Here is a 211-nt window from a genome sequence, read left to right on the forward strand (position 1 = left end):
GGCATCAACATAATTGAAAACCATTTTGGCAAATTCTACTCCGGCAATTACACCATTGTCTTTTACTAAAAGTTTGGCTTTGCCTTGAGCTTCTTTTGGAATGCAAGCTAAAGAAGAATGATCGCCATCTCCAACATCTTCGCGAATGGCGTTTTGAATAATTAACTGAAGTTCGGTTTGAAATTGAGTTTCTGAAATCATATAGAAACGG

At 37.0% G+C, this 211-nt stretch carries 1 pseudogene; it reads right to left on the reverse strand.

The features are described from left to right. Nucleotides 1-201: pseudogene (locus DIU01_RS03305) on the reverse strand (nicotinate-nucleotide diphosphorylase (carboxylating)); the annotation flags it as partial. Nucleotides 202-211 lie beyond the last annotated feature (10 nt).

It is taken from the genome of Flavobacterium sp. (genome assembly GCF_003525665.1).
Taxonomy (GTDB): domain Bacteria; phylum Bacteroidota; class Bacteroidia; order Flavobacteriales; family Flavobacteriaceae; genus Flavobacterium.